Below are 23,744 nucleotides of genomic sequence, written 5' to 3'. Positions count from 1 at the left end.
CCTCCGATGGCACCTGGCTGGCCGGCGCCGAAGACAACACGGTGCGGTTATGAAACACAGCCAAGGGGAAAGCCTGCGTCACCGTAAATGAGAACCGGAGGCAGCCGACGCAAGAGCGGTCGTCCACCACGTTCCCCGGTGAGCCAGGGTGAGGAACGAACCCTGGATCTTCGATCGCCCCCGACTACAACAGACACCAGCCACGATGTGGCGATCGTAGGGCTGCATCTGGGCGGCGGCGCGACCCAAGGTCGGCGAAGGGTGTGGGTACGGCGTAGCGCGCGTACGGTGACGGCCCGGAGTCCTGCTCGCGCGTCGGGACCGGCCCCCAGGCCGCATGCCCGGCGTGCGCCGCAGGCTCAGGGCCGGGCAACGGCGCGCAGCGCCGGCGCCCCTTGATACCTATAAGAATAATTCAGCAAAGCTCTCCATGTCCCCATCCGTCATTCCTCCGGCATGACCGGCCGCACCGTCAGAACGCCGGGCATTGGTCCGATGGCGGGGGCGATCGTGCGGGCGAGAGCCGGGTCGGAGAACTTGACGTAGAAGGAACCCGGATAGGTCTCATCCATCTCGGATTTTGGATCGGAGAGCTTCGCGAGTTTCAGGTAATGGCCGGGGTCTTGGAAGTAAATCGTCTCTACTCCGGGCAGGTCCCGCAGCCGAGCGACGATCGCGGCCTTCTCCTTCTCGGTGACCATCCCCGTCGCTCCCGCGCGCTGGGTTTTCTGACACTCGGACACGTTCTGGGAGGAGTCGTTCCTACACAGAGAGATCTGGGCCTCAGCCCTACCGGCCCAGAAGCTAACCCCCGGCCGCCACACGGTGTAGACCCTCGGCATCGATCTCATCTTCTCGGCCACGGCGGGGAAATCCTCGGCGCGACGGAGCATGCCCTGTAGGACGTCGCCGGACAGGCTCGAACTCTCTGCTTGCCTGGTGTCCCCGATTCGGGCGTACCCTCTCCGCCACTGGTCGTCCAGCTCTCGGCCGCTTCGCACCTCAACCGAGGTCACCTCGGGCAACGCCCGGAGCATGGCCTCGGCCTCCTGCCGTTGCTCAACGGTCGCCGCGGTCAGACCGTCGCATCCGCACATGGTCACCGCGAATTCGAGGGACGGGGACAGCGCGACATCCGGCGGGGGCTGGGGTAGCCAGGACCGCTCGTAGAGATACCAGCCGCCGGCCCCGGCCAGGCCGAGGGCCACCAGCACCGCGGCGCAGACGGCCAGCAGCTTGGTATGCGCCGCTGCCCAGGGGCCGATCCCCGGCTCGTGACCAGGGTCGTCACCGCCGAAGACCAACTCCTCAGGTTCCATTCACCCGACTATGTCGATCTTTCCGAGTTCCAGTCAAGGCATGTCAGAGGGGCACTACGGTCCGCCTGCCCAGCAAGTGAGTCGCACCGTACGGCTTGGCGCCGATACTTCCGGCGGTCTTAGCGACTATTCCTGCCACCACTACGGAGACCTAGCGTTGCCATAGCTCCGACGGGATAACGGCCGGTTCAGTCGCTTCTGCGGGCATATGGCGCACCCCCTGCGGCTCCTCGGCTACCGGATATACAACGCTTGCCACTGTGGGTTATCCCGTCAAGGGATACCGGCTATCCGGGGCAGGGATTCCATCTCGGGATGGGCACCGTAAGTGCGGGTGATGACTCTTGATTCATGACTTCCGAGTGCGAACCGGCGAACAAAGATCGCGGAGCCCGTTGCGGGCGTAGCCGGTGGTGGATCCGCCGGGGCCGTGCAGGTGTCGAATATCGCATTGACGGTCAGGTTGTAAGACCGGTCCTGCTCGGGTGCCTCGGCTGTGCGGGCACCGGTGAGGTGACGGCCTGATGAGCGTGAATGAGGTTCCGATCATCAGGAAGACCGCAGTGATCACGCCGGTGAGCGCGGCGCGGCGTCTACGCGATGAGCCGGCCGCCCTGGAGATCGCTTCTGATGTTCACGACGGGTACGGCCTGGCGCTGGTGTCGGTCTGGTTTATTGCTCACGCCCTGCCGCATGAGCCGCAAGTATGCCGCCCGCTCTTGAGTAAGCCTCTTGCGTCCCTGAGACCGTTCCCGGTTCTTCCGGATCTCGAAGTCCATCGCATCCCCTCAGCTGGGGTGTTGCGACGACCACTAGAACGGAAGATCTGGGAGAGGGCCTCTGACCTGCGGAGGCTGGGAGATTTGAACTCCCGATGGCATTGCTGCCAAACCGCATCAGCAGATCCGATCCTGCCCGTCCCGATCGGTTCAACATGGACCAACGCCCCCTACCGGTCCGTCTGGAACGGCATGGGATGGCAGCGAACCGCAACCCGAACCTGTTCCTCACCTGCGCGGACGCACACCCTCCGTCTGCCTGCTCACCCCGCCTGACCTTGGTCCGCTTGGCTTGTTGGGCGGTGGGGCCGCCGTTGCACATCACCTCACGCGTGGTCGCGGAGGTGGGGTGGTCAAGACCTCTGGCGATCTCCGCTCGGGTGAGCCGTCGGCCAGTCCCAGCGCGGTCTGCCGGCGATCCTGCTGGGTGAGCCTGCCTCCCGGCATCGCGATCTCCTTCGTGCTCCTCGAAGGCCTCCACCATAGCGTTCACTCTCAATTCATTGCAACGACCAAGGAGATGATCGTTGCATTAGCCTACAAGCCATCGCAATGATTTTATCGCTCCTACCTGGGCATATGTCGATTCCTCGCAACGTTCTTATTGCATATAATTGGAATGCAACGTAGCGTTTCCACTATAAGAAACAGCGAGCACAGGAGAGCACGATGCAGAAGTTCAACACCCCGCAGGGTCGCCCGGAGCTGCAGAAGGCCATCGAGGAGATCGTCGATGCCGGTTTCGTCGGGGTGCAGCTGCGCGTGCACGACGAGCGGGGCGAGTGGATCGGCAGCGCCGGGGCGGCCGAGCTGGGCGGGACCGCCAAGCCGCCGACCAACGGGCACTTCCGGATCGGCAGCTCCACCAAGACCTTCGTCGCGACCCTGGTGCTGCAGCTGGTGGCCGAGGGCACGATCGGGCTGGACAGCCCGGCGGCCGACTACCTGCCCGAGTTCGGCCTGGACCGGCGCATCACGGTGCGGATGCTGCTGCAGCACACCAGCGGGGTGTTCAACCACACCGGCGACTACGACGACGGCGTGACGTTCGTGCCGGGGATCGTCTGGTCGGGCCAGGAATGGGTGGACAACCGGTTCCGCACCTACCGGCCGCAGGAGCTCGTGGAGCTGGCGTTGTCCAAGCCGGCGCGGTTCGAGCCGGGGACGGACTGGAGCTATTCCAACACCAATTACGTGCTGGCCAGGCTGCTGGTCGAGAAGGTCACCGGGCGCTCGTTCGCCGAGGAGCTGCAGCGGCTGATCCTGGGACCGCTCGGGATGTCGAACACCGTGGCGCCGGGCACCAGCACGGAGATCCCCGAGCCGCACGCCCACACCTACTACCGGTACGAGGAGGACGGCGAGCAGAAGACGGTCGACGTCACCCGGCAGAACCCCTCCTGGATCTCCGCCGGCGGCGACATGATCTCGACCACCGAGGATCTCCGCACGTTCTTCTCCGCGCTGATGGGCGGCAAGCTCCTGCCGGCCCCGCTGCTGGCCGAGATGCGCACCCCGGACCCGAAGATCGGTTACGGCCTGGGAGTGTTCGTGCAGGACGGCGGCGCCATCTTCCACCACAACGGCGGCCTCGACGGCTCCGCGGCGCTCATGTACAGCACGCCCGACGGTGGTAAGACCCTGACCGCCTCGCTGACCTATGTGGACGACGTCGCGATGTCCATGGCGGGGGAGTTCCAAAAGGTGTTGGAGAAGCTCGTCAACGAGGTGTTCCACGCCGAATTGGCCCCGGAGGCCGCGCCGGCTCAGTAGACAGAGCCGTGCACCGTGGACCCGTACACCTTGAGGGTGGACTCCGTACGGTCGCGCGTACATCATGCAGAGCTCGAACCGAGCACCTGTTCTTCGACGAGGCCACCGGCCTCATCCGGGGACGCCTCGTCACAGAGCGGTAGGACCGGCCTCAAGCTCGGACCACCGGGCCGCGTGCCCATCAAAAAGGCCCTCTCCCAGATTCTGGGAGAGGGCCTCTGAACTGCGGAGGCTGGGAGATTTGAACTCCCGATGGCATTGCTGCCAAACCGCATTAGCAGTGCGGCGCCATAGACCTGACTAGGCGAAGCCTCCTGGTTGCCGTGCGGCTCAGCACAGCGTACCGGCCTTACGGCGAGGCGGCAAAGTGGTTTGCCTTCGCGTCGCGAACGGCGATCGCCGCCAAGTTATCCACAGATGGTGGATAACTTGCTCCACATCTGTGGACAGAGCAAGGAATTCCCAGCTAGGCCTGATGGTAACCCTGGGGATTCCTACTATTCGAGACACTAAATCTCAACACGCGAGCACAACGAGGGCTCCTTCTCGCGGACGAGGAAGGAGCCCGTACAGATCATGGAGCTTAGGCGCGGTTGGCTTCGCCCTCGACCTCGATCTTGATCTTCTTCGAGACCAGGACGCCGCCGGTCTCCAGCGCCTGGTTCCAGGTCAGACCGAACGCCTCGCGGTCGATCTCGGTCGTGAGGGAGAAACCCCAGAGCTCCTGGCCCCACGGGTTGGTGCCGGCGCCGCCGTACTCGACGGTGAGCTCGACCTGCTTGGTGACGTCACGGACGGTGAGGTCGCCCACGAGAACGAACTCGTCGCCGGAGTGGCCCGCGACGCTGGTGCTGCGGAAGGTGATCTCCGGGAACTTGTCGACGGAGAGGAAGTCGTCGCTGCGCAGGTGGCCGTCACGGTCGGGAGAGCTGGTGTTGATGCTCGCGGCCTTGATCGTGAGCTCGGCGGAGGACTCGAGGGGGTTCTCGGCGACCGTGACGGTGCCGGTGAACTCGTCGAAGTGACCGCGGACCTTGCTCACCATCATGTGCTTGGCGACAAAACCGATCCTGGTGTGGGCCACGTCGAAGGTGAAGGTGCCGGGGGTGGGGAGCTGGAGGTTTTCCCAAGTCCGAGTGGTCATGTCTACTCCCGAAGAGATGCTTGCTGCGATGATGGTTGCGACAACAGATTTCTACACGAGGAATATTCCTCACGTCAACTACTGTGGGATAGAGTGTGAACGTGATCCCCTTTGATGACTCGCGCCTGACGGCCATGGGCCTCCTCGCCGAGGTCTACACCGGCATCTCAGCGAAGACGCACCAGTCTTTCCTCGCGGTGGGGCTTTCAGACATCGACTTCGAGACGCTGATCCGGCTGGCACGCTCGCCGGAAAATCGCCTGCGCATGAGCGACCTGGCCGCACAGACGAACCTGTCGACCAGTGGGATGACCAGGGTCGTCGATCGGCTGGAACGTGAGGGGCTCGTCACAAGACAGGCATGCCCCACCGACCGCCGGGCCTCCTACGCGGTCATCACCGAGCTCGGCACCGACCGGCTCGGTGCCGTGGTCCCGCAGCACCTTCACGACATCGAGAAGTGGTTCACCGGCCTGCTCTCCCCCGAGCAGCTCGATGTCTTCCTGGACACCCTCAGGGTCGTTCGCGACGCCGTACGGCCCTGCGCCACGGCGGGCGCCGAATTCCCGTCCCAGCGCACACCGTGCGACCACGAGGCGGAAGAGCGCATATCGGCGGATCTCACTCCGTCCGAGTGATGCTCACCCCGGTGGACGGATGCTCACCCCGGTGGACGAATGATGCCCACGCCTGTGGACGAGTGATGCCTGCCCGTATGGACAGGTGTCGCTTACCCATGTGGAGGAGCAATGCTCGCCCCGGCGAACGAGTGACGCTTACCCGTGCGGACGAGTGACGCTCACCCCGGCGAACGAGTGACACTCACGCCTGTGGACGAGTAATGCTCACGTCTGTGGACGAATGAGGCTTACCCGTGTGGACGAGTGACGCTCACGCCGGTGGATCTCATCTCGTCCAGATGACGGAGAGCTCCCCCTCCGCGGCCATCGCGCGCAGTGTCCTTTTGGCGAACTTGCCCACGGAGGTCTTCGGGACCTCCTCCACGAACGCCCACTGATCCGGCAGCTGCCACCGCGCCATCTTGTCCTCGAGGAACTCCCTCAGCTCCGAGGCCGAGGCCACACCGTCCAGGACCGCGCCGTCCAGGACCACGCACGCGAGCGGCCGCTCCCCCCAGCGCTCGTCGGGCACGCCGATCACCGCCGCCTCGACGACCGCCGGATGGGCCATCAGGAGGTTCTCCAGCTCCACGGAGGAGATCCACTCGCCACCCGACTTGATGACGTCCTTGGCCCGGTCGGTCAGCGTCACGTATCCGGCGTCCAGCCGGCCCACGTCGCCGGTACGCAGCCAGCCGTCGTGGAACCGGTCGGAGTCGGGGTCGAGGTAGTACTCCGAGGTGACCCACGGGCCGCGGACCTCCAGCTCACCCACCCCCTCGCCGTCGGCGGGCAGCACCGTGTCGCCGTCGCCCACGATGCGTCCCTCGACCCCGGCCAGCAGCCGCCCCTGGGTGACCCGCAGGTCCCAGGGGTCCTCCAGCGGGGCGACGGTGGCCAGCGGCGAGGTCTCCGTCATCCCCCAGGCGTGCGCGATCCGCACGCCGAACTCCTCCTGCAGCGCCTGTATCAGCGACGCGGGGACCGCCGAGCCGCCGCAGGCCACCAGCCGCAGCGAGCCCAGCTCGGTGGGATGCGTCCGGGCGTATCGGAGGATGTCGTTCCAGAGCGTCGGGACCGCCCCCGACACGGTCGGGCGCTCCTCGGCGATGATCCGTACCAGATGTTCGGCTTGGAGGAACCTGTCCGGCATGACCAGCGACGCCCCGGCCATCAGGGAGGCGTACGGCAGGCCCCAGGCGTTGGCGTGGAACATCGGCACGATCGGCAGGACCCGGTCCCTGGCGGACAGGCCCATGGCGTTGGCCGTACAGACCGACATGGAGTGCAGGTAGGCCGAGCGGTGGCTGTAGACGACGCCCTTGGGGCCGCCGGTGGTACCGCTGGTGTAACACATGGCCGCGGCCGAGCTCTCGTCAAGCTCCGGCCAGTCGAAGGAGTCCTCCGCGGCGTCGAGCAGCGTCCGATAGTCGTGGACCTGCGGCCCGTCGATCGAACCCTCCCCGACGACTATCACGTGCCGGACCGTTTTGAGCTGGGGCAGGATCGGCGCGAGAAGCGGGATCAGCGTGGCGTCCACGAGCAGGACGTCGTCCTCCGCGTGGTTGGCGATGTATGTCAACTGCTCGGGATAGAGCCGGATGTTGAGCGTGTGCAGCACCGCGCCCATGCTCGGCACGGCGAGATAGGCGGCCAGGTGAGCGGTGTTGTTCCACATGAACGTGGCGACCCGCTGGTCACCGGTGACCCCCAGCCCGCGCAGGGCGTTCGCCAGGCGGGCGGCGTCCCGTACCAGCTCTCCGTACGACTGCCGCGTGAATCCGTCTCCGGTGTAGGTGACAACCTCGCGATCGGGGAAGAGTTCTGTGACGTGCCGCATGATCGAAGTGATTGTGAGGGGGAAATCACCCATCGTGCTCCGCATCAATCGAGTTTGACTCGATTACCGGGCAAGCGCTAGGTCTGCGGCTCCAACTGCCGCTGCTCCGGGACGGTGAGGTCGCCGCGGAGCTTGGCCATCGCCCGGGAGACCGTGCTCTTGACCGTTCCCACGCTGATGCCCAGGGCCTTGGCGATCTCCGGCTCGGTCATGTCCTCGTAGTAGCGCAGCACGACCGCGGCCCGCATCCGGGTGGGCAGCCGGTCGAGTGCCTCCTCCACCTGCTCGGGCAGCCGGCCGTGATCACCGGTGACCATCTGTTCGGGCAGATAGCCCTGTCCGCCGCCGAGCACCGGCTCCGGGAGGTTCTCCGAGGGATACTCCTCCAGCTTGCGCCGGCGCCACCAGGAGATGTTGATGTTGACCATCGCCCGCCGCACGTAGCAGTCCAGGGCCCCGCGGTCCTCGATACGGTCCCAGGCGAGGTAGGTCTTGACCAGCGCCGCCTGGAGCAGGTCCTCGGCATCGTTGGGGTGCCCGGTGAGTTGGTAGGCGGCATGGAGAAGCGCAGACCCGCGAGCAACGACATACTCGCGGAACTCCTCTTCGGTCCCGCCGGTCAACACGATCACCAGCCCGCGCTCAGGGTGTGCCTCGTTTGGCCAGAATCGCAGCCGGAGCCCATAGTGCGGCTGAACCGAAATCCATATTTTATCCCGGCAACGGCAAAGATCGGCATTGTTGAGCGGTGAGACACTCAAGAGACGCTAGGCGCGGCTTTGACAGTTTATGGGTGCAATGCCTTCTACGAAGGGGGGGAACTCTAGTACATGGTCGGACACCTGCCGTATTTATTGGTGGAGCGAACAGCGGGACTGCGCGAAGCATGTGACGCTGACTGAAACACCTCGCCGAACATGGAGAGCGACAATGCCCTATCGCAGCGCTGAACGCCGCCGTGTCCTGGCGGCGGCCGCGCTTGGCCGGACCGTTCAGGATCCGGGGCCGATTTCCAGCGAAGGTGAACTCCTCCATTCGGTCACCGGCGAGATCCTGGACGTCAGCCCGCATCTGATCGTCATCGACACTCCCGAGGGCCGCGAGGAACGGCTCATCATCGCGCCGTGGGCGACCGCCTGGCGCGGCGAGGCCGTCAGCCCGGCCGATCTGCCCGTGGGTTCCAACGTGATCATCAGGGCACTGCGGGCCGGCCGGGTCGTGGAGCGAATCTGGGCGGACATCACCCGGATGACCGGGGTGATCCAGTCGATCGGCACCGACGCCAAGGACCGCACCGTGGAGCTGTACTGCGGGCCGCATCGAGGGCAGCGCACGATCGTCATCCCCTACGGCGCCTCGGGGCGGCTACGGGTTCGGCACCCGCAGTTCGAACCGGGCTACCTGTTCGACGCGATCGGGATCCGCGAGAACGGCATGACCCACGCACGACTGCCGGCGACCTCGCAGCCGCCCTACCGGTGGACGGCCGTTCCTCCGCCGCCCCTCGGCTACAGCAGCGTGCAGTCACGGATCTCGGGCACGGCCACCTGGTCGGACGCCTTCGACTTCGACGAGCAGGGAGCGGCCTACCCCATGTTGGAGCGGTCCGATACAACCTGTGACGAGGCCGGGGTGTCCTGCGCCGGTCTGCCCTATCTCTCGTTGGGTTCGATGCTCAACGTGCGCAACGTGTGCGCGGGACGCACCTCGGTCCTGCCGATCGTGGCATGCGGCTGTATGGCCGGCCGGTTCTGCGATCGCTGCCTGGAATGCGGGACCTCCCCGCGTGGCCGGATCGTGGAGCTGTCGCCGACCTCCTTCGTGGAACTCGGTGGTGACCTGACCAACGGGTGCTTCAACGTCCGGCTCGGATTGGGGTGACACAGATGCTGACGACGATTGTCATCGCGCAGCTTCCGGTTCTGGTTCTGCTACTGGTGGCGGGTACGGTCGCCAAGATCTGGACGGCGGCGCGCGAGTCCGAACCGGGTGCGCTGAGCAAGCTCGGACCGGCGGTGCTGGTGGCCGAACGATGGCACACGCCCGCGATGCTGTGCTGCGCGTTCGGAGAGCTGTTCTTGACGGTAGGCCTGTTGGCGACCGACTTTTCGTTCTTCCGGTGGGGCGTAACCGCGTTCTTCGCGGTGTCCACCTACGTCCTCTGGGAGCTGCGCCGCCGTCGCCCGGATGTGGGCTGCGGCTGCTTCGGCGAGGTCAGCGCCACCCCCGTGGGACTGCGCTCGCTGGGCCGCACCGTTGTCCTGACCGCCATGTCCGCGGGAATGATCCAGGCCCCTGAGGCCACCGGCTGGTCGATGTTGACCGGTATCACGTGGACCCACGCTCCGGCCGCGATCGGCGGGTTGCTCGTGCTCCTGGCGCTCTCACCGGAGATCGAGGAGGCGGCCGCCCGGCTCCGGTATCGCGCCCCCTGCGAGCAGCGGCCTCTTGACACGGCCACCGCGCTCAACCGCCTGCGTGTGAGCAAGGCCTGGCAGTCGCACGAGAGCCTGCTCTCGGGCACGGAACCGATTGACAGCTGGCGGGAGCTCTGCTGGCGATTCTTCGCCTACCCGGGGCTCAGCCACTCCGGTGAGCCGGTGGACGTGGTCTTCGCGATCTATCTGAGCGGGCGCCATCCGGCCGTGCGGGTGGCCCTCGTCGGCATCGACGGACAGCCGATCAAGGCCGAGCCTCTGCCGGATTCTCTCCCCGTATCGGCCTGACGCTAGAGAACCTTAGATTTCTCTAGCGCAGCATCATTGAGCTCTATATGGCTCTCTAGCTTCCCCACTAGAGAGCCATATAGAGGACTAGGGGTCTCTCACACTATATCGAACATGTGTTCAGACGGGTTGAGAACGGAGAAACTTGCCGAAGTGCGGAACGGTGAACGCGATCAATCCGCGCTCGGCGCTGTAGATCAGCCCCTTCTTGATGAGGCTGTCACGGGCCGGGGAGAGGCTTGACGGTTTGCGGCCGAGGCCGTCGGCCACATCGGCGGTGGCGACGGGCTCGTCACCGATGGAGGCCATGGCGTGCATGTAGTCGCGCTCGGCCGGGGTTGCCCGCTCGTAGCGACTGCCGAAGAAGCCGACCGCCAGCTCCTCCTCCGCCTCCGGCGCGGAGACCCGGATGTCGTCAGCGGTGATCGGGCTGCGCAGCGCCAGGTCCCAGGCGACCTTGCCGTAGGCCTGGACGAAGTAGGGATAACCGTCGGCGGCTTCGTAGAGCGCGTCGAGGGCCTCCGGAGTGAACTCCACGCCCTCGCTCTCGGCCGGGGCGATGAGCGCCAGGTCTGCCGCCTCACGGTCGAGCCGGTCGATCCTGGCATAGCGGAACAGCCGCTCGGAGTAGCTCTTGCTGGCCGACAGCACGCTGGGCAGGTGCGGCAGGCCGGCGCCGACCACGATCAACGGGCCACCGCTCTGGGAGAGCTCGTGGCAGGCCGCGCAGAGCGCCGAGACGTCGGGGGCCTGCACGTCCTGCATCTCGTCGATGAAGAGCGCGATGCCGACGCCCAGGTCGGTGGCCACCGCGGCGGCGTCGACGAACAGCTCGGTGAGGTCGATCTCCAGGTCGCCGGAGTCGGCACGACCCCGCCCCGCGGGCACGTCGATCGCGGGAGACCAGTGCGAGGTGCCCTTGGCCGCGGACGGATCGCGCATCGCGAACGCCTTGAGCACGCCGAGGAACTCCTCGATGCGCTCGGGGGCCCGATGCCGGGGGGCCAGCTCACGGATCGCCATGTGAAGGGCCGCCGCCACCGAACGCCGGATCGACTGCTCGGGCCGGGCCTCGATCTTCCCGGTGCCCCACAGCCGCTGCATGGCCATCGACTTGAAGGTGTTGAGGAGGACGGTCTTGCCCACACCGCGCAGGCCGGTGACGACCATGCTCCGCTCCGGGCGCCCTCGGGCCACCCGCTCCAGGACGATCTCGAACTGTTGTAACTCACGGTCGCGCCCGGCGAGCTCTGGGGGACGCTGCCCCGCACCGGGGGCGTAGGGATTGCGCACGGGGTCCACGGTCTCGGACTTTATGACGGGATATAGCGGCCGACGTAGATTTCCGTAGAAAGCGCTACGGCGTGTCGCGCCATCTTCGACGGAAACCCGGGGAAGTGGGGCGAGAACCACCGGCGGCACCGCGAGCATCGCCATGACACACCCCTTCACCTGGGCAGACACCGTCCGAACCCGTGTTCGATCCAACGCCTCCGACTGTAGCGCGGCTTCGAACACAGGGACGATAGTTTTCGAAGAAACCTCCGCCCAAGAACTTGAACTCGCTGGTCAGTACATCTGAAATCAGGCCAGAAACCTCCGAAACAAGGGATGGAAGCCACGCCGAGATCGCCCACGGCAGGAGAAACGCCTCAGTCCCGGACAGCCAGCCCCATCAAACGCGTCGTACTCAAAATGATCTTCTCGACCGGATCGAGATCGACCGTCGATCCGGCGCCGTCGGATCGCCGGGCGACCGCGACCCGCGCCAGGCCCTCTCCCGCGCCCCGTACGGTTCGGCGCGGTCCCATGCGGTTCCGAACGGTGGAAGACGCCGATCGAATCGCCGCGGCGACCCGCGCCGTACCGCGTGCCACACTGAAGCGCGGCGACCCCGGACCCCACCGGCGACCTATGCCGGCTCAACGCTCTCTGGCGCATCGGCGTGGCCGGAAGCGCCTCAGCTGCTATTTATCACCTCATGTAATTAATCAAATACAATGACCGCTTATCGTGTTTGTCAGGCATGGGGGATGACAACAGATGAAAAACGCTCAGTTGGCAGTGCGGATGGGAACGAGCGTCGCGGTGGTGGCCGGCTGCCTGTCCGGGGCCGCGTGCAGCGCGTCCACCTCGGCACTGACGCCGTCCACCCCGGCGCCGATCTCGTCGTCCGCCGCCGCCCCGGTCTCGCCCTCCACGCCCCCCACGCCCTCGGCCGAGCCGACCACCGCGAGCCCTTCTCCCACCGGACCGCCGAAGTTCTCGGCCAAGGTCTCGCGCGTCACCCGCAAGCAGCTCCCCTACTCCTGGCGGCCCGGATGCCCGGTCCCGGTCCAGGACCTGCGACTGATCACGATGAGCTACTGGGGCTTCGACGACAAGCCGCACACCGGCGAGCTGGTCGTGAACAAGGACGGGACCGACGCCATCGTCACCGTCTTCGGACGCCTGTACGACTGGCGGTGGCCGATCTACAAGATGCAGCTCGTCGACGCCTACAAGGGCAGTGACTTCGACTCGATCGAGGCCGACAACACCTCGGCCTTCAACTGCCGCCCGGCGACGGGGTCGAGCAGCTGGTCCCAGCACGCCTACGGCAGGGCGGTCGACATCAACCCCCGCGAGAACCCCTACGTGTCCGCTGACGGCTCGCTGGCGCACAAGAACGCCCGTAAGTTCGGCACCCGCCCGCTGGACGCCCCCGGCGTGATCAATCCCGGCGACCGGGTGGTCAAGGCCTTCGCGAAGGTCGGCTGGGGATGGGGCGGCATCTGGTCGGGGGCCAAGGACTTCCAGCACTTCTCCGAGAGCGGCGGCTGAGAGCCGTACTCGCCGAGGCCTCCACGCGATCATCGCTCGGGGTGGCAGGTGCCCGGCCCGGGAAAGAGCGGTCAGGAGATCCTGGACCTGGCGGCGAACGTGTTGCAGGCGCCGGGATCCCCGTCTTGGAAGCCGCGCGTCAGCCAGTGGGCGTAGTTCTCGGCCTTGCCGTGGGTGGGACTGTCCTCGGCGATGTCCCGGAGGTAGGCGAAGTCCTCCTCGGGACGGTCCAGGGAGTCCCAGACGCTGCCGATGAAGGCGCCGCTCAGGCACTCGGCCTGGAGTTCGAACCTGCGCTGGACGGCGTTGTAGCCCTTCTTGGTGCGGTAGTTCCAGGAGTAAGCGACGTCGGTGATCCCGGAGAGCTTCTGGACATGGTGGCCGTACTCATGAGCGACGGTCTCGAACAGGAACAGACTGTCCAGGTAGGGGAAGAGGTCCTTGTCGAGGAGGAAGAGGATCGTCCTGTCCGCGGCGCAGTAGATCGCCTGGGCGTCCTTGGGAAACCTGCCGCAGCGGGTGTTCACACCGGAACGGCTGACGGTCCGCAGTCTCGCCGTGGCGAAAGGCAGATCGGCTTCGGCGAACTGACGCTTCCAACTGCCGTTGAGGCATTTCAGGAGAGCTCCGAGGTAGCTTTCCATGCTCTTGAGGCTGGTGCCGTGGATCGGCTGCTCCCGGCAGGTCCGCCGCTGCAGCCGGCCCGTCTTGTAGATCGGGTTGCCGGTCAGGGCGACCTCACCCGTGGGAACCCTCTCACGCCGGTCGACGGTCGCCGGGGCCGTACCGGTGAACAACAGACTCGCCAGCACGCCGGAGAGCACCGCCAAGGGGAGCGTCCGCATGAGACCAACCTAATAAAAGTTAAATAGCGCGCAAAGTGAGTCAAGCCACCGCGCCGGTTCTGTCTGTTCGGGATGGTGTGAAGCATCCGTGGGATCGGCATCTTGCATCGGAGGCGCCGTTCGGCACGGCACTTCGGATATGGCACTTCAACAAGCCTTCATACGGGGTCCCTTGGACGCGCGACTTCACATATGCGGCGCTTCATACGTGCTGTTTCGGACGCCGCGCCGCTCGTGGTCGCGGAATCGCCGTGAGCCGGGCACGCTGCGTGGGACGCGTTCGCCGTACGGTCCGTTCCCGGAGGTCAGGGTTCCTTGGTGCATCATTGGTCCCATGGCGGCCAAAGACGGTGACGGGTGGGCCCAATGTGATCGCGGACATCAGCACTGGGGCGTGTACGGCGCCTCCGGGCTGCTCGCCGTCCACCATGACGCCACGGGGCTGCCTCACATCCTGATGCAGAAGCGCTCCCTGTGGAGCCATCACGGCGGCACCTGGGGCCTGCCGGGCGGTGCCCGCGACAGTCACGAGGACGCCATCACCAGCGCGCTCCGCGAGGCCCGCGAGGAGGCCGCCCTGGAGGGTGACGGGCTCCGGATCCAGGGTGTCTATCTCGACGACCACGGCGGCTGGTCCTTCGAGACCGTGATCGCCGAGGCCTCCGGGCTGCTGAACGCGGTCCCGGCCAACAGCGAGAGCGTCGAGCTGCGCTGGCTCACCCCCGCTCAGCTCGCCGCCAAGCGGCTCCATCCCGGTTTCGCCGAGACCTGGCCGGAGGTCGGCCAGGCGCTCGCCCCCTCGCTGGTCGTCCTCGACGTCGCCAACATCGTGGGAGCCCGGGCCGAACACGGATGGTGGAAGGACCGCGCCGGGGCCGCCGCCAAGCTGATCGCCGAGGTCGACGCCCTCAACTCCGGCGGGCTGCGCGCCGTACCCGACCAGCTCCCGCACCTGGAGCGGTGGTTCCCCCGGCTCACCGCGGTCGTGGAGGGCGCCGCCCGCGGCGCCGCCCCGCTGCCCGGCGTCTCCGTCGTCGCCGCCCCCGCCGACGGGGACGACGCCATCGTGCAGGCCGTACGGGATGCCCTTCCCTGGGAGCGCGTCCTGGTCGTCACCGCCGACCGGGGTCTGCGCGAGCGGGTCACGAGCCTGGGTGCCACGGTTACCGGTCCCCGGTGGCTCCTGTCGCAGTTGTGAGTGTTCCGCGGATGTTCCACGTGGAACATCGCCGCCGGCTGTCACAATGACGCGCATGTCAGAGCTCCGAACCGATCCGCAGCGTGCCTGGATCGACGAGGAAGGGCCGATCCCTCCTGACTCCTGGGGTCGCGAAACCTCCTCGCGACGCGCCCTTCCATGGGGCTTCGCGTTTGTCATCGTCCTGCTGGTCGTGGGACGGTTCGCGCTCACTCCCCACCTGACGGCCCCGGCGCTCCAGACCTGGGCCACGATTTTCGTGGCGATCTGCGTGCAGGCCCTGCCGTTCCTGGTCTTCGGCGTCGCCCTGTCCGCCGCGATCACCGCGTTCGTCCCGGCGTCGTTCTGGACCAGGGCGCTGCCCAGGCGCCCGGCCCTCGCCGTACCCGTCGCCGGAATGGCCGGCGCGGTGCTACCGGGCTGCGAGTGCGCGTCCGTTCCGGTCGCGTCGGGGCTGATGGCCAGGGGCGTGGCTCCGTCCGCCGCACTGGCCTTCCTCCTGGCCTCACCCGCGATCAACCCGGTCGTGCTGATCGCGACCGCCGTCGCCTTTCCCGGGCAGCCGCTGATGGTGGTGGCCAGGTTCGGGGCCTCGCTGGCCGTGGCGGTGCTGGTCGGCTGGCTCTGGCTGCGGTTCGGCCGGAGCGAGTGGCTGCGGATCCCCTCCCGCCCGCGGGGCGACGGCCCGAAGTGGGCGCAGTTCGGCGAGGCGATGCGTCACGACCTGCTGCACGCGGGCGGGTTCCTCATCCTCGGCGGGCTGGCCGCCGCGACGCTCAACGTCACGGTCCCCCGCGAGTGGCTGACCACGATCGCCGGGGTGCCGTGGCTGGCCGTCCTGGTCATGGCGCTGCTGGCGGTGCTGCTGTCGATCTGCTCGGAGGCCGACGCGTTCGTGGCGGCCTCGATGACCGCGTTCTCCCCGACCGCGAAACTGGCCTTCCTGGTGGTCGGGCCGATGGTGGACCTGAAGCTGATCGCGCTGCAGACCGGCACGTTCGGCAGGGCTTTCGCGGTCAGGTTCGTCCCGATGACCTTCGCACTCGCCGTCGTGGTGAGCGCCCTTCTCGGATGGTCGCTGCTGTGAACCGCGTGACCCAGAACCTGGTCCTGACGCTGCTCGGCTGCGCCGTACTGCAGATCTCGGCGTTCTCCACGACGTACCTGAACTACGTGAAACCGGGCTTCCGGCCGTTCCTGATCGGCGCCGGGGTGGTGCTGGTGGTCCTCGGGATCATCGGGCTGGTCCAGTCCTTCCGGCAGAAGGAGGCCTCCTCCGGCTCGGACGGCGAGACACCCGCGCGGGAGCCGGCCTCGTACGACCTGGTCCCGCAGGGCTCCGCGCACGGCGGCTCAGGGGTTCCGGCCTCGTACGACCTGGCCTCGCAGGGTTCGGCGCACGGTGGTTCAGGGGATCCGGCCCCGTGGGACGGACGGGCGCCGGGGGGCGAGGACCATGCGCATGGGCACGACCACGCGCACGGCGGACCTCGGATCGCGTGGCTGATGTGCCTGCCGGTCTTCGCGATCTTCCTGATCGCACCGCCCGCGCTGGGCTCGTTCGCCGCCTCCCGGGACGACACGCCCGCGCCGCGCAGCCAGGTCCTCAGCGCCTTCACCCCGCTGACCGGTGACGGCGCCGTGGACATGCCGATCAGCGAGTTCATCGGCCGGGCCTGGGACGACGACAAGAAGTCCCTCACCGACCGCGAGGTCAGGCTGACCGGCTTTGTCGTCCCCGCGAAGAAGAAGGGCCAGTGGTACGTCACCCGCATGCAGATCGCCTGCTGCGCCGCGGACGCGTTCCCGCTGAAGGTCGCGGTCAGGGGAATCGAGCCGCCGCCCACCGACACCTGGGTCGAGGTCACCGGCACCTGGGTCCCGCAGACGTTCGGCAAGATGCCCAACGGGGTCATCTATCCACAGCTGTCCGGCAGAAGCCTCGCGAAGGTGGCGGCTCCGGACGAGCCGTACGAGTAGTCAAGGCCTCTCAAGGTCCTCCTTCCCGGTCCGTACGGCCCGTGCCGCCAGGACGGCCTCACGGCCGGCTCACCTGGCGGCACGGGAACGAGTACGGGCTCAGCAGGTCAGACCCGTAACGGCTCCGGGCCTAAGACCACCCTCGGCGGTTTCAGGTCGCGGGTCGCCCGGTAGAAAAGCCAGTAGCTCACGGCCGCGACGCCGATGAAGAGCAACCTGGCGGGCCCGGGAATGTCGATCGTGAGCAGACCGTCGTTGAGCGAGTGAAGTACGGCTGCCGCCACGAAGGCGCCGACGATGGGAAGCGTGATCACAACCCGCCCCTTCACCTCCCAGACTCCGAAGGCGATCGCGCAGATCAGGCCGGTCCAGACGAGGTGGCTGAAAGGAGTGGTGAGACCGCGTATGAACAGCACCGTGCCCGCGCCGATCACACCGTCGGAGTGGATGCTCTTCCAGGCGTAGGACATCGACTCCATGACCGCGAAGCCGGTCGCGCACGACAGGCCCAGTGCGACGCCGGCGGCTTTGGTCAGGTAGCGGCCCTTGAGCGCGACGGCGAGGGGCGGGACGATCTTGGCCGCCTCCTCGATCCATCCGACCCGCAGGATCGTGGGACCGTTCTTGGAGGTGATGAGGAGTGAGTCGAAGTATCCGCCGATCATGAGGGCGACGCCCCCGCCGAACAGGAACATTCCTATCAGCGTGGTGCCCGGCACGCTGTTGCCGATCCCGGTGCGGTCGTGGATGGCGACCAGGAGCGCGATCGGCCCGGCCGCGGCACCGTAGAAGAATGCCGCCGGCAGCACTGCCTGGTTGCCGACCGCCTGGATGACGGCGATGAGCGCGGCAGACAGTGCGATCATGGCGATCCACACCTTGAACCATCGATGTCGGTAGAACCTCAAATGCTCACGCATGGGGAGTTGTTCCCCGATTAAGGTGACCCAAATTCGGACTAATCGCCCATATTTACCTAAAGATCAACATTTGGCAGAAAAAGGACTCCGCCCCAATGGTCGCGCCAACCATCACGAGCACCACCGGCACCAGCTATCTCCCAGGGCACTCGACCAGGGCAATGACCTTCTTGTGTGATCCGGGCCACGAGGCAGCGGCACACCAGAGCCCGACCAGGACGGCGAACACCGCCACGGTGATGAGCGTGGTGGTAGCACCGTCAGGATGATGATGTCGTCCACATCGGCTCCGGCGAGGACAGCGGCGGCCGTATCGATCGTTTGACCCACGGGCGCCTGGAGTCCCCGGGCCTTCCACGGGGCACATCGTGGCCTCTCCAAGGGGCGTGACGCCTGGAGCCGCACGCCCTCCACGGTCACATGGCCAGTAAGATGCGGCGAGCGTTACGATCATGTTGTCCGTTCTTGTCGGCCCCTCGGAGACCGCACGTGGGCTATCCGCCGCAGTACGGCCCGCCGTCCCGGGGCGAGACAAGTCGGGGATTGGCCGCAATACTGATCATGGTTGTCGGCCTGCTCATCGGGGCTGCCATCACCGTGTTCACGGTCCTCAACCCGCCTTCCTCACCGGCGAGCTCTCCCTCGACGCAGGGGCCCGATCACTCCGAGACCTCGGTCCGCCAGGCCGCCCAGCTGATGCTCGACACCTACGCCAGCGGATCTTACGGCGACTTCTGGGACATGTGGAGCACAGAGGCCCAGGGGCTGATCGCCCGCGAGGAGTACGTCCGGCTGTTCCAGCTCTGTCCGCAACGCACACCGGGCACCTCGTTCACCATCACCAAGGCCACGATCACCGGCGACAACGCCAGCGTCCAGGCGACCCGGTTGAGCGAGACGGCAACCTTCGACTTCCTCTACGAGAGCGGCTCGTGGCGGTCTGTGCCCTCGCCCGATCTGCGACAGGAATATCAGAGCAAGACGGTCGACCAGCTGGTCCAGGAACGGCAGGCTGCGGGAGCCTGCGGCGCGGCTGCGGCCACCCCGCCCGCCACCTCGCCCGTCCCCCCGCCGGCCACGCCGCCTGCCACCCCACCGGCTACCTCGCCCGCCACGCCGCCTGCCACCTCGGAGACCGCTCCGCCTGTCACCTTGTTCACGGGGTGATCCACTCGGCTCCGAGGTCTCCGGGACATTCGAGGCCGAGGCCCGATCCCGATGCGCGCAGACCCGATACACGGAGAAAGAACGAAGACGCCGGTGCAATCTTTGATCGACATATCGACTGATCCTCAAAGTCACACCAAGGTGCTGCCCGCGCCGGAATTCACAGCTACTGTCAAACGTATGGCCTACCCACTGCCGGCCTGGCGAGACGGCACAGGATCGGACACGTCACCACCGACCGACAAGGATTCCGCCATGCGGGAATCGGCATCGGTTCCCCTGTGGCTGGCGCATCTCCAGCTCCGAGAAGGCCAGCCGGAAATCAGCGTTCCGAGCCCTGACACCTCCATCACGATAGAGCTGGACAGAGCGGACTACGAAGCGCTTTCTCGTATGGCCCGGCTGACCGGAAACAAGATCGCCGACGTGATCCATGCCGCCGTCCAGCGAGAGATCGGCAACAAACCCCACGTCATCACCCTGATGCACCGCTGGAACCTCCATCGGGAAGATCTCGACACCGCGGCCGAATCACTCGGGGTCGACCAACTGTCCGAGGCGGAGTGGGGACAGATCGGCATTCGTCATTTCCGGAGGGGCTGAAACATGCTCCCGGGTCGTGTGCTTGACGTAAGTGCCCTGGTAGACATCGCGGTGGCGAAGACCGAATACTCCCGGAGCATTGCCGCCATGTGCCTTTTCCGCGGTGGCGGAATATGCATTCCGGCAACCAGTCTGGCGGCCGTGTTGTCCATCTCTCCCATGTCCACCCAGGTGGAGTTGTTCGAGCTTGTCACGACGCCCGGTGTAAAGATCGATGACTTTACCCACGGCAAAGTGGGAGACATCGCGGAGATCCTCGACGGTTCACGCGATATCACCGCCGGGCACGTCATCTGGTGCGCTCGGAGCACCAAGTGGCCCATCCTTACGGATCGCGGCGGAGAGCTGGCCCAATACGACCAGCACATCGTGATCGACCCCTTGCCCTAGGGGATATCGATAGGTCGCGCCGCCGGCGGCTGCGATTAGGCGGAACCTCTCGCCTCCCGCCAGAACCTTCCACCGTGGAATGGTGCCGAATATTGTGCGCATACTGTCGATTTGTAGGGCTCAGCCCCTCACACTGAGAGGGTGACAGACCAGGTAAGGCGCATCAAACTTGACATTCCCGACAGCCCGGAATACGACCAGGTACGCGATATGCACGGCCATGCGGTGTCGGTGTTCGCGTCCACGGAGAACAACGGTGAACGCTCACTGAAAATCGGCAGCCGGACTCTGGCGCTGCGGAAGGTGGGCGTCGACGAGGACGGCGACGAGGCGATGGACGTCTATCGAGCCGAGTCGATCTCGGACCCGTCGTACTGAGACCAGGTACGAGCAAGCCATGCTCGGGGGGCCGGACCAGACCTGGTCCGGCAGCAACGGGCCGACGCCCGAGTGATCATGGTCTCCCGAGGACGCCGACGAGGCGGGCTCGGCACACGCGCCGGTAGGTGGTGTCGCCTCCCTCGGTACGCACAGGCGCCGGTAGGTGGTGTCGCCTCCCTCGGTACGTACAGGCGCCGGTAGGTGGTGTCGCCTCCCTCGGTACGCACAGGCGTCGAGGCCGGGTCGCCGGCGGGCGATTCTCCACGGTCACCGGCGGGAATACGCGCCCTCAACCGGGGAACCCGTCAGGGAAGAACTCGTACGCCCCCTACTCCGTGAGGAGCCCCAGAGGTGCGCGTCACCTTCGCCAGCGAAGCCGCCCCCGGCCACCCGAACGAAGATTTCATCGCCTCCACCCCCGATGCCCTCGTCCTTCTCGACGGCGCCGGCACTCCCGTGGACTCGGAGTCAGGCTGCGTCCACGGTGTCGCCTGGTACGCGCGGTCTCTCGGCTCGACCCTCCTCGCCGGCATGACCCAGGGCACGGGGACCCTGACCGAAATCCTGGCCGAGGGAATCAAGGCCGTCGCCTCCCTGCACGACTTCATCTGCGACCTGGACCACCCCGGCTCGCCGTCCGCCACAGTGATCATGATCCGCCGTACGGCCGGCGTCCTGGATTTTCTCGTGCTGGCCGACTCCGTCCTCGTCCTCGACGTCATCGGCGCAGCTGAGCCGACGGTCGTCTGCGACAAGCGGGAGGCGACGGTCGGCACGCCCTACCGGGCCGCCATGGACGCTCTCGACACCGGAAGCTCCGCACACGTCACCGCCCATCGGCGGTACGTGGAGACCCTACGAGATCACCGTAATCGTGACGGCGGCTTCTGGATCGCGGCCGTCGACCCTCTCACCGCGGAGCAGGCACTCACCGGAACGGTCCGCGCCGACCAGGTGCGCGCCGTCGCGCTGCTCAGCGACGGCGCGTCCCGGCTCGTCGACCGATTCCATCTGGCCAGTTGGAGGCAGGCTCTCGGCATCCTCGAAGAATCCGGGCCTGACGAGCTGATCCGCCAGGTCCGGGAGGCCGAGCACGCCGACCCCGCCGGCTCCCGATGGCCGCGCGGAAAGACCCACGACAACGCGACCGCGGCCTACTGCCTCCTCAGCGGTGAGGGCTTCTCCGTCCGCCGGCCCGAACCCGGAGCCGAGTAGCACCATCGGCACGATGATCCAGGCGATCCACCCCACGCCGTGCCGATCAAACTGCCGCGGATGGCGGCGGTTCGGGTTGCCGTCACTGCTGTTCGACGCGGCCAACCAGCCCGTAGCACCGGCGATGGCGATCTCTCCGTTCCGGCGTGCCCGATACGCCGACGCCCTCGAACCCGACCCCGAGCCGGATCTCACCGTCGGCTGACGGACCCCGCTCCCTGCGGCGACACGTCCATGACGGTCACGCCGACGAGAAGGCAGCACGTGCCCAGGATCGCCAGGCGGGTGAGACGACCCGCCAAATCCATGATGAGACGTTCCTGAGGCAAAAAGGAACCAATGTGCCTTTTGTGGGGAATTCCGCGTGTCAAGACTGGAGGCATGGACACCACCAACGACACTCTTCACGCCGATCTTCTTGTCATCGGTTTCGGCAAGGGCGGCACCGCCGTCGCGAAAACGATGGGCCGTCTCGGCAAGCGCGTGGTGCTCGTCGAGCAATCACCGCGGATGTACGGAGGCACCTGCCCCAACGTCGGCTGCGTACCGACCAAGGCACTGGTCCACCACGCCGAAAAACGCCGCGACAGCGACCCGGCGCAGCAGTGGTACGCGCGTTCCGTCGAGGAGGTCCAGGCCCTCACCGCGCTGTTTCGGCGCGGCAACTACGAGGCGCTGAACAACGCCGAGACCTCAACCGTCCTCACCGGCCGGGCCACCTTCCTCGACCCGCACACCGTCAGCGTCGACGCGGGCGGCGACCGCCTGCTGGTCTGCGCCGAGACCATCCTGATCAACACCGGCGCCGAGACGATCATCCCGGACACCCCCGGCCTGCGCGAGAGCAAATACACCCTGACCAGCACCGCGCTGATCGAGACCCCCACCCTGCCCGAACGGCTGGCGATCGTGGGCGGCGGCTACATCGGCATCGAGTTCGCCTCGATCTACCGACAGTTCGGCGCGCACGTCACCCTGTTCGAGGCCTCATCAAGGATCTTGGGCCGGGAGGACGACGAGGCCGCCGCCGTCGCCGAGGCCATCCTCACCGGCGACGGCATCGAGATCATCAAGGGCGCGCACGTCACCGAGGTCCGCGACGGGGAAAACGGCGCGACCGTCGTCTACGAGGCCGGCGGGCGCCGGCACAGTCTGGAGGTCGAGGCCATCCTGGCCGCCACCGGCCGCGCGCCGGCCACCCGCGGCCTGGCGCTGCAGGCCGCCGGGGTGCGCACCGGCGCCCACGGCGCGGTCGAGGTCGACGAGTACCTGCGCACCAGCCAGCCGCACATCTACGCCCTGGGTGATGTGCGCGGCGGGCCGCAGCACACCTATCTGTCCCTCGATGACAGCCGGGTCGTGCTCGATCAGCTCATCGGCCAGGGCCGGCGCTCGGTGTCCGATCGCGTCGCGGTGCCGCGCACCTTGTTCATGACCCCGCCGCTGGCCACCGTCGGGCTTACCGAGACCGAGGCCCGCGCGGCCGGATACCGGGTGAAGATCGCCAGTGAGCCGGTGGCCGAGATCGTGGCGATGCCGCGTGCCTACATCATGGAAGAGACCCGCGGCTTCATGAAGTTCGTGATCGACGCCGACAGCGATGAGATCCTCGGTGCGGTTTTGCTGAGCATCGACGCCCAGGAGCTGATCAACACGGTCGCGCTGGCCATCCGGCACCGCATCACGGCGAGCGAGTTGCGTGATGCGGTGTACAACCATCCCACCTCGACCGAGGCCTTCAACGAGGTGCTGGCCACGATCGTGCGTGTCGATGAGCCGCAAACCGCCGACGTGTAACCCGTTCAGGGATACTCCGGGCCACTGCCCATGGGTCCCCGATCGCGGACGGAGACGCCCACCACCTGTACGAACAGTTCGGCTTCCTGGAAACCGCACTCGCATCCGTGGGCATGATGCGAACGTTCCAGACGCCGCCGGATCCAGACCTCTCCCGACCCGCGGTCCAGCCGTACGCTCGCGCCGACGCGCGGCCTCGGAAACGCCGGATCACGGACTCCCCG

General features: G+C 66.7%; 22 protein-coding genes and 2 tRNA genes. 15 read left to right on the top strand and 9 right to left on the bottom strand.

Annotation, left to right across the window (positions count from 1 at the left end; genetic code table 11):
• Positions 1-443: 443 nt before the first annotated feature.
• Together DKM19_RS47740 and DKM19_RS50380 are read right to left on the bottom strand one after the other, a co-directional pair.
• Entirely contained in the window at positions 444-1,319 is an 876-nt protein-coding gene (locus DKM19_RS47740) for a hypothetical protein (RefSeq protein WP_110705162.1), read from the bottom strand.
• A gap of 848 nt (positions 1,320-2,167) precedes the next feature.
• A tRNA-OTHER gene (locus tag DKM19_RS50380) sits at positions 2,168-2,269 on the bottom strand.
• Between the two features lie 498 nt (positions 2,270-2,767).
• Between DKM19_RS50380 and DKM19_RS47725 the strand changes: the two genes are divergently transcribed.
• Positions 2,768-3,871, top strand: a complete 1,104-nt coding sequence (locus tag DKM19_RS47725; protein ID WP_110705160.1) for a serine hydrolase — start codon at positions 2,768-2,770, stop codon at positions 3,869-3,871.
• Between the two features lie 226 nt (positions 3,872-4,097).
• Here the strand turns inward: DKM19_RS47725 and DKM19_RS47720 are convergent.
• Both DKM19_RS47720 and DKM19_RS47715 read right to left on the bottom strand, forming a co-directional pair.
• Positions 4,098-4,186: transfer RNA gene (locus DKM19_RS47720), tRNA-Ser, on the bottom strand.
• A gap of 268 nt (positions 4,187-4,454) precedes the next feature.
• On the bottom strand, positions 4,455-5,015 hold the full coding sequence (locus tag DKM19_RS47715; RefSeq protein WP_179282469.1) for a YceI family protein: 561 nt from the start codon (positions 5,013-5,015) through the stop codon (positions 4,455-4,457).
• A gap of 101 nt (positions 5,016-5,116) precedes the next feature.
• Between DKM19_RS47715 and DKM19_RS47710 the strand changes: the two genes are divergently transcribed.
• Positions 5,117-5,653 (top strand): MarR family winged helix-turn-helix transcriptional regulator, encoded by a 537-nt coding sequence (locus DKM19_RS47710; protein WP_239513987.1) that lies wholly within the window; start codon positions 5,117-5,119, stop codon positions 5,651-5,653.
• Between the two features lie 268 nt (positions 5,654-5,921).
• Here DKM19_RS47710 and DKM19_RS47705 read toward each other — a convergent pair whose 3' ends face one another.
• Together DKM19_RS47705 and DKM19_RS47700 are read right to left on the bottom strand one after the other, a co-directional pair.
• Positions 5,922-7,508, bottom strand: a complete 1,587-nt coding sequence (locus DKM19_RS47705) for a fatty acid--CoA ligase (protein WP_369987593.1) — start codon at positions 7,506-7,508, stop codon at positions 5,922-5,924.
• Positions 7,509-7,552: 44 nt separating this feature from the next.
• Positions 7,553-8,098 (bottom strand): SigE family RNA polymerase sigma factor, encoded by a 546-nt coding sequence (locus DKM19_RS47700; protein ID WP_110706504.1) that lies wholly within the window; start codon positions 8,096-8,098, stop codon positions 7,553-7,555.
• A gap of 307 nt (positions 8,099-8,405) precedes the next feature.
• Between DKM19_RS47700 and DKM19_RS47695 the strand changes: the two genes are divergently transcribed.
• Both DKM19_RS47695 and DKM19_RS47690 read left to right on the top strand, forming a co-directional pair.
• Positions 8,406-9,356, top strand: a complete 951-nt coding sequence (locus DKM19_RS47695) for a hypothetical protein (protein WP_110705157.1) — start codon at positions 8,406-8,408, stop codon at positions 9,354-9,356.
• Positions 9,357-9,361: 5 nt separating this feature from the next.
• Positions 9,362-10,201 (top strand): MauE/DoxX family redox-associated membrane protein, encoded by an 840-nt coding sequence (locus tag DKM19_RS47690; RefSeq protein WP_110705156.1) that lies wholly within the window; start codon positions 9,362-9,364, stop codon positions 10,199-10,201.
• Positions 10,202-10,321: 120 nt separating this feature from the next.
• On the opposite strand, the gene DKM19_RS47685 is transcribed toward DKM19_RS47690, so the two are convergent.
• Complete coding sequence (locus DKM19_RS47685) at positions 10,322-11,503, bottom strand: ATP-binding protein (protein ID WP_110705155.1); 1,182 nt, start codon at positions 11,501-11,503, stop codon at positions 10,322-10,324.
• Between the two features lie 741 nt (positions 11,504-12,244).
• Here DKM19_RS47685 and DKM19_RS47680 point away from each other — a divergent pair.
• Positions 12,245-13,024 carry a M15 family metallopeptidase gene (locus DKM19_RS47680; protein WP_239513986.1) on the top strand — a complete coding sequence of 260 codons (780 nt, stop codon included), beginning with the start codon at positions 12,245-12,247 and terminating at the stop codon, positions 13,022-13,024.
• Positions 13,025-13,095: 71 nt separating this feature from the next.
• Here the strand turns inward: DKM19_RS47680 and DKM19_RS47675 are convergent, their stop codons facing one another.
• Positions 13,096-13,869, bottom strand: coding sequence for a neutral zinc metallopeptidase (locus DKM19_RS47675; RefSeq protein ID WP_110705154.1), 774 nt, complete (start codon positions 13,867-13,869; stop codon positions 13,096-13,098).
• A 334-nt stretch (positions 13,870-14,203) separates the two neighbouring features.
• Between DKM19_RS47675 and DKM19_RS47670 the strand changes: the two genes are divergently transcribed.
• Genes DKM19_RS47670 through DKM19_RS47660 form a run of 3 tightly spaced genes read left to right on the top strand, consistent with a single transcriptional unit; the run spans position 14,204 to position 17,047 of the window.
• Entirely contained in the window at positions 14,204-15,067 is an 864-nt protein-coding gene (locus DKM19_RS47670) for an NUDIX hydrolase (protein WP_110705153.1), read from the top strand.
• Positions 15,068-15,122: 55 nt separating this feature from the next.
• Positions 15,123-16,154, top strand: a complete 1,032-nt coding sequence (locus tag DKM19_RS47665; protein ID WP_110706502.1) for a permease — start codon at positions 15,123-15,125, stop codon at positions 16,152-16,154.
• On the top strand, positions 16,151-17,047 hold the full coding sequence (locus DKM19_RS47660) for a TIGR03943 family protein (protein WP_162642315.1): 897 nt from the start codon (positions 16,151-16,153) through the stop codon (positions 17,045-17,047). Before DKM19_RS47665 ends, DKM19_RS47660 begins: the two co-directional genes overlap by 4 nt.
• Before the next feature lie 107 nt (positions 17,048-17,154).
• Here DKM19_RS47660 and DKM19_RS47655 read toward each other — a convergent pair whose 3' ends face one another.
• Positions 17,155-17,913, bottom strand: coding sequence for a PrsW family glutamic-type intramembrane protease (locus DKM19_RS47655; RefSeq protein ID WP_162642314.1), 759 nt, complete (start codon positions 17,911-17,913; stop codon positions 17,155-17,157).
• Between the two features lie 597 nt (positions 17,914-18,510).
• Between DKM19_RS47655 and DKM19_RS51435 the strand changes: the two genes are divergently transcribed.
• The 7 genes from DKM19_RS51435 (at position 18,511) to DKM19_RS47630 (ending at position 23,520) form a co-directional block, all read left to right on the top strand.
• Positions 18,511-19,134 (top strand): hypothetical protein, encoded by a 624-nt coding sequence (locus tag DKM19_RS51435; protein WP_204358561.1) that lies wholly within the window; start codon positions 18,511-18,513, stop codon positions 19,132-19,134.
• A gap of 93 nt (positions 19,135-19,227) precedes the next feature.
• On the top strand, positions 19,228-19,737 hold the full coding sequence (locus tag DKM19_RS47645; RefSeq protein WP_162642313.1) for a hypothetical protein: 510 nt from the start codon (positions 19,228-19,230) through the stop codon (positions 19,735-19,737).
• Positions 19,738-19,788: 51 nt separating this feature from the next.
• Entirely contained in the window at positions 19,789-20,127 is a 339-nt protein-coding gene (locus DKM19_RS47640) for a hypothetical protein (protein ID WP_162642312.1), read from the top strand.
• A 210-nt stretch (positions 20,128-20,337) separates the two neighbouring features.
• Positions 20,338-20,505 carry a hypothetical protein gene (locus tag DKM19_RS50375; protein ID WP_162642311.1) on the top strand — a complete coding sequence of 56 codons (168 nt, stop codon included), beginning with the start codon at positions 20,338-20,340 and terminating at the stop codon, positions 20,503-20,505.
• A 354-nt stretch (positions 20,506-20,859) separates the two neighbouring features.
• On the top strand, positions 20,860-21,723 hold the full coding sequence (locus DKM19_RS47635; RefSeq protein WP_110705148.1) for a protein phosphatase 2C domain-containing protein: 864 nt from the start codon (positions 20,860-20,862) through the stop codon (positions 21,721-21,723).
• A 76-nt stretch (positions 21,724-21,799) separates the two neighbouring features.
• Positions 21,800-21,928, top strand: a complete 129-nt coding sequence (locus tag DKM19_RS52700; RefSeq protein ID WP_255415489.1) for a hypothetical protein — start codon at positions 21,800-21,802, stop codon at positions 21,926-21,928.
• 176 nt (positions 21,929-22,104) lie between these two features.
• Complete coding sequence (locus DKM19_RS47630; RefSeq protein WP_110705147.1) at positions 22,105-23,520, top strand: FAD-dependent oxidoreductase; 1,416 nt, start codon at positions 22,105-22,107, stop codon at positions 23,518-23,520.
• Positions 23,521-23,744 lie beyond the last annotated feature (224 nt).

The organism is Streptosporangium sp. 'caverna' (assembly GCF_003203775.1).
Classification (GTDB): Bacteria; Actinomycetota; Actinomycetes; order Streptosporangiales; family Streptosporangiaceae; genus Streptosporangium; species Streptosporangium subroseum.
Note: the sequence above shows the minus strand (reverse complement) of the source record. Positions and strands in the feature narration are given on the sequence as shown.